Here is a 5,157-nt window from a genome sequence, read left to right as displayed (position 1 = left end):
CCATCACGATGGCGGCGCTTGCTCGGGAGGTGACGGGCAAGGCGGACGATGCGCTACGGGCGGCCATCGCTAGGGCGCAGTCGGCCGGGATGGCTGATTGCGAGATAGCCGACGCCGTGCCCGGACTGAGTCGACGGCGGATTCGCCAGATTCACAGCAGGACCCACTGACACGCCAAGCGTAGACCGGCATCCCGCACGTAGGGGTGCCGGTTTCTTGCTGCCCCCGCCCGGTCCCGCGCGTCACGACAGCCCGTCCCGCCTATCCTGACAGTGACTGGCAGCGAGGATGCGGACCCCGCGTCTGCCGGCTAACCCGCATGCCGGGAGAGCCCTGTGACGCCCGCCCCTGTCGCCACACCCCCCGCGCCCGACGCCCTGGCAGATGCCGACCCTGGGGCGGAAGGTGCCCTGAGCGACACATCTGATGGCACTCCCACTGGCGACGACGCGCCTGACGACGTGCCCAGTGGCCCGATGGTCGCCTTCCACATTCCGATCGGGATCGTCGAGGGCGCCGACACCTCCGACGGCCGATTCATCACCCCGAATGCCCTGTCGTGGCGGGATCTCCCGCTGCCACTGATGGCGACACGGTCCGCGCCGCACGGCAACATCCCCACCACGGACGCCGTGCAGGTCGGCCGGATCACCGCACATGACCGCCGTGACGTGTCCGGGGAATCCGACGGGCGAGGCGGGACCTACCCGGAGGGCACCCTGGCCCTGTACGGGTCCGGGGAATTCGACGTCGACGACGAATCCCAGGCGTACGCCGCGAAGGTCTACTCCGGACAGCTCAACGGGGTCTCCGCCGACCTCGCGGACGTCGATGCCGAATGGGAGGTTCTGGAGGAGGACGAGGACGGGTACCCGACCGCGGAGCGCATGAGCATCACCCGGGGTGAGGTGCTGGGGTACACGTTGGTGCCGCACCCTGCGTTTGCGGGCTGCTACATGGTCGGTGCGGATGCGGATGGCAACCCTATGCCACACCCCCGCGACACACTGGCCCCCGACGGCGGCGACGAGGATGCGGTAGCCGCATCGGGATGGCGGCCACGGAATCGCCCCTACGGTGCCCGCCGGTGCATACCCTGCGAGCAGGGGGGCGCCCTTGTCGCGTCCGCCGGGCCCATGGAACCACCCGCGGCGTGGTTCGACGATCCCCACCTGTCCGAGCTGACACCGCTGACGATTACCGCCGACGGCTGGGTGTACGGGCATCTGGCGGGCTGGGGAACATGCCATACCGGGGTTTCTGGGGCATGCGTCACACCTCCCCGTGGCGGGACGTACGCCTACTACCGCACCGGTGCGGTGCTGGCGGCGGGCGGTGCGCTGGTAGCAACCGGTCCGATCACGATGGGCACCGGACATGCCTCCACCGCGGCGGGCACCAGCGCGGCTGAGGCAATAGCGCATTACGACAACACGGGCACCGCGGTGGCCGATGTCGCCGCCGGTGAGGACGCCTACGGAATCTGGTTCGCCGGGGCGATGCGGCCGGATGTCACCGACATGCAGGTCCGGGCGCTGCGGGCATCGGGGTTGTCGGGTGACTGGCGGATGCTCGGCGGCCGGTTGCAGCTGGTGGCCGCACTCGCGGTCAACGTTCAGGGATTCCCCGTGCCCCGGGCACTGGCGGCCAGCGGTACGCCGGTGGCGCTGGTGGCCGCAGGGGCGCGGACCGTCCTGGCGGCAGGGCGTCGAGGGTTGACGGCTGAGGAGATCGACGCGCATCGACGGGCAACGCGAGAAGCGCGGAGCGCCGCACAGGTATCACTTGCGGTAACGGCGCGGACGTTGCGAGCGGCCATGCATGCGCGATAGGCCGGGCGGTGTACTGTCTGCGACGAGGAGCTCGGATGGCATAGCCGTCCCAGACCCCGGACGCATAGCGACGGTGGACCGCTCGGTTCTTTCGCCATGCACATCCGAGGAGTCTCCGTCGTGGACGTCGCAGCCCTACTTGACCACATTGCCGCCCTGCCGTCCGCGCAGGACTCCGAAAGCGCGCTGGCAGCGGTCCGCGAGCAGGTAGCCGCGCTGGCCGCCGCGGATCTGGGCCGGGTGGAGACGGCATTGATCGCCGCCTTCGATGCGATCTACGGCGATGACGATGCGGCCCGCACGCCCGAGCAGGTCTCCCTCCTCGCGGCCATCGGCGATGTCACAACGGCCGTCCGCGAGCGGATCGCCCAGTGCGCCGCAGCCGCCGATCAGGCCAGTGCGCTACGGACCGCGATGCACCCGGCGCCAGCCGTCGACCCGGACCCGGCGCCAGACCCGGACGCGGCACCGAGCGACACGCCGGCCACCCCTGGCGGTGAATCCCTTTCGGCGCCGCTACCGACCCGGGTGCCTCTGGCGGCCATCGGCGGTCATCGGCCCGCCAGTGCGGACCCGGCCGCCCGCCCGGCTGATGGCCCACAGCCCGGCCGTGCCCATGTCGGGCTGTATGTCTCCTCCACGGGGAGTCCGAGCGTGGCACCGGGAGATGCGATCGGGAGTCTCGCCGGTCTCGCCGAGCTGATCCACGGCCGGTTGACCCGGATGGGCCAGCGAGCGTTCGAGTTGCAGCATGTGGCGCGGTGGCACACCGACAGCTACCCCGATGAGCGCACGCTGACCGGGGATCTTGCCTCGAACGAGGCGAAGATCTTGGCGGTGACGTCGCCGTCGGCGATCGTGGCCTCCGGCGGGATCTGCAACCCCGTCAATGTCGACTATGCGGTCCCGACGTGGGGCGATGACGCCCGGCCGTTGCAGGACGCACTGCCGTCATTCAATGCCACCCGGGGTGGTCTGCGGTTCGTGTCCCCGCCGAAGATCTCAGACTCGGTGGCGACTACTGCAACGTCCCTGTGGTCCCACACCACCGACGCCACCCCCGGGGGGGCGACCAAGCCATACGGGACGATCACCTGCGCGACGGAGAACGAGGTCTACGTCGACGCGATCCCGACCATCATCAAGGTCGGGAACATGATGGCTCGATTCTCACCCGAGCAGGTTGAGGCCAACACGCGGGTCGCGATGGTCTACGCGGCCCGGTTCGCCGAACTGAACCTCCTCAAGCAGATCACCGCAGCGTCCACCACGGTGCTGACGAACAAGCTGCTGGGCGTCCACCGGGACCTGCTGGCCAGCCTGGACTTGGCGATCGCCGCGTCCCGCTACCGCCACCGCCTGCCCGAGAACCAGCGCTGGCGGCTGTTGATCCCGGACTGGGCCACCGACATGATCCGCGCGGATCTCGTACGCGAGCAGGCGCACGACGACTCCGGTACTCCGGTGCGCGCGGTGCCAGACGCGCAGATCGAGGCATGGTTCACCGCCCGCGGCGTCAATGTCACGTGGCTGGCCGACGGTGAGCCGGTCGACAGTGGTGCGGTGTGGTCCTCTGGCCCTACTCCGGTCGCGCAGTCGTTCGGCGCCCAGGCCGTGTCCTATCTGAATAACTGGCCGGCGGAAATCCACTGGTGGCTGTACCCGGAGGGATCGTTTATTCGCCTCGATGGCGGGACGATCAATCTGGGCGTGGTCCGCGACAGCATTCTTGACGGCACCAACGACTACGAAACATTCGTCGAGGCGTTTGAGTCGGTGGCATTCCGCGGCGTTGAGGCCTTTCGGATGATTTCCACAGTGCTGCCGACCGGTGGCAGCTCGCTGCCGATCGCGACCTCGGCCGCTCCGGGCACGCTGACCGGCGCCGCAGGCGGTGCTCACGGCACCGGCGGCAGCTTCTAGCGCGTGGACGGCCACCCGGGGTGTCCTGGTCCGTCCCCCTGGTGGCCGTCCCGACCGTTTTCGTGTTGGGAGGTGACAGCGAGTGCCCGTAGTTGTGGGACTGTCCAGTGCGACCAGCCGGGCGACTCCTATCGCCCCGCCAGACCCCACGGCCCCCGTAGTGTCACTGCTGCGCGCGGCCGTTCCCGACGCGGATGACGAACGCTGGCAGCTAGGGTTCGCGTTCCGCCCCTATTCGGCGGCCCAGGCCGAAACGATCGACATGTGCGAGCGGACAACCGCCAACGGCCGCTATCCGGGAAGCAATAACGTCCGGCCCACGAATGAGCCGCGAGTAGATTACGTTCCGTTCACCATCGTCCATGACGAGATCTGCTCAGCGCTGGGATTTCAAATCGCCGACGGACGAGACCGGGCGCTGACGGGAATCGTGGGGAAAACCCCGGCCGCGGTCGAGTACGAGCTGTGGTCCGGCGAACTGGCCCAGGTCAAGGGCTATCCGCAGCACTACCTGTCCATGCCGGTGGTTACCGATGGCGGCCCGGTGGTGGACCTGACGCCGGTAGTCTCTTCCGCCCGAGTGCCGCAGAACCCGCTGCGGGCATTGGGACTGCTGGAGCAGGCGCTGTCCAACGCCGGGCGGGCAACGCCGTCGGGATCGCAGGCGCATACACAGGTGTCCACGGGGCAGCCGATGGGACCGGGGCGCCGCGGAATGATTCACTGCACGGCGGAAATGGTGCCGCAGTGGGACGGCAACAGCCTCTTGCGCCGGGAAGGAAATCGGCTCCTGACGATTCTGGACAGCATTATTGTTCCCGGCTCGGGATATCTCGGCACAGGCCCCGGTGGCATCAGCCCCCCATCGGGGTGCACGTGGGTGTACGCGACATCCATGATTCATGTCCGCCTCGATGATCCCTACTTTGAGGATGACGACGTCTTCGCAACATTCGACCGGGCGACGAACACGGTGGTGGTGCGGGTGATGCGTACCGCTGCCGCGTACTGGGATTACGCGGCGCATTTCGCGGTGCTAGCGAAAGTGGAGGTCTGATCCGTGGCTATCGTCGTCGGTTCGGCGAGCCCGCCCTCTCTGTCGGCGACGGGCAATGACGCTCCGGCGTCGATTCTCGCAATCGCCCTGCGGGTGTGCCGCTTGGACAGGTTGGGGCATATTTCCCGTGGCCCCAACAACATGATCGTAACCGATCAGTTCACAAAGATTGACTTTGCCGGGGAGATGGAGAACGGCATCGACACCTCCCTGCGTAACGCCGCCGGGAACCTCGCCGTCACCTACCGCACTCCCGACCTTGCCAAGCGTCTCACCATGGGCTTGTCCTTCACCGCGCCCGACCCGGAGCTGGAGGAGCTGGCCACCGGCGGCATCGTCCTGACC

General features: G+C 68.2%; 4 protein-coding genes. All 4 read left to right on the top strand.

Annotation, left to right across the window (positions count from 1 at the left end; genetic code table 11):
- Positions 1-335 precede the first annotated feature (335 nt).
- Positions 336-1,832, top strand: a complete 1,497-nt coding sequence (locus tag MJ785_RS20175) for a hypothetical protein (RefSeq protein ID WP_239382307.1) — start codon at positions 336-338, stop codon at positions 1,830-1,832.
- Between the two features lie 120 nt (positions 1,833-1,952).
- A complete protein-coding gene (locus MJ785_RS20170; RefSeq protein ID WP_239382305.1) occupies positions 1,953-3,755 on the top strand; it encodes a major capsid protein in 1,803 nt (600 codons plus the stop codon).
- A gap of 82 nt (positions 3,756-3,837) precedes the next feature.
- Positions 3,838-4,812 carry a hypothetical protein gene (locus tag MJ785_RS20165; protein ID WP_239382303.1) on the top strand — a complete coding sequence of 325 codons (975 nt, stop codon included), beginning with the start codon at positions 3,838-3,840 and terminating at the stop codon, positions 4,810-4,812.
- A 3-nt stretch (positions 4,813-4,815) separates the two neighbouring features.
- Positions 4,816-5,157 (top strand): hypothetical protein (locus tag MJ785_RS20160; RefSeq protein ID WP_239382301.1); only part of this gene is annotated, 342 nt, incomplete at its 3' end.

Origin of the sequence: Protofrankia sp. CiT1 (assembly GCF_917627335.1) — a bacterium.
Classification (GTDB): domain Bacteria; phylum Actinomycetota; class Actinomycetes; order Frankiales; family Frankiaceae; genus Protofrankia.
Note: the sequence above shows the minus strand (reverse complement) of the source record. Positions and strands in the feature narration are given on the sequence as shown.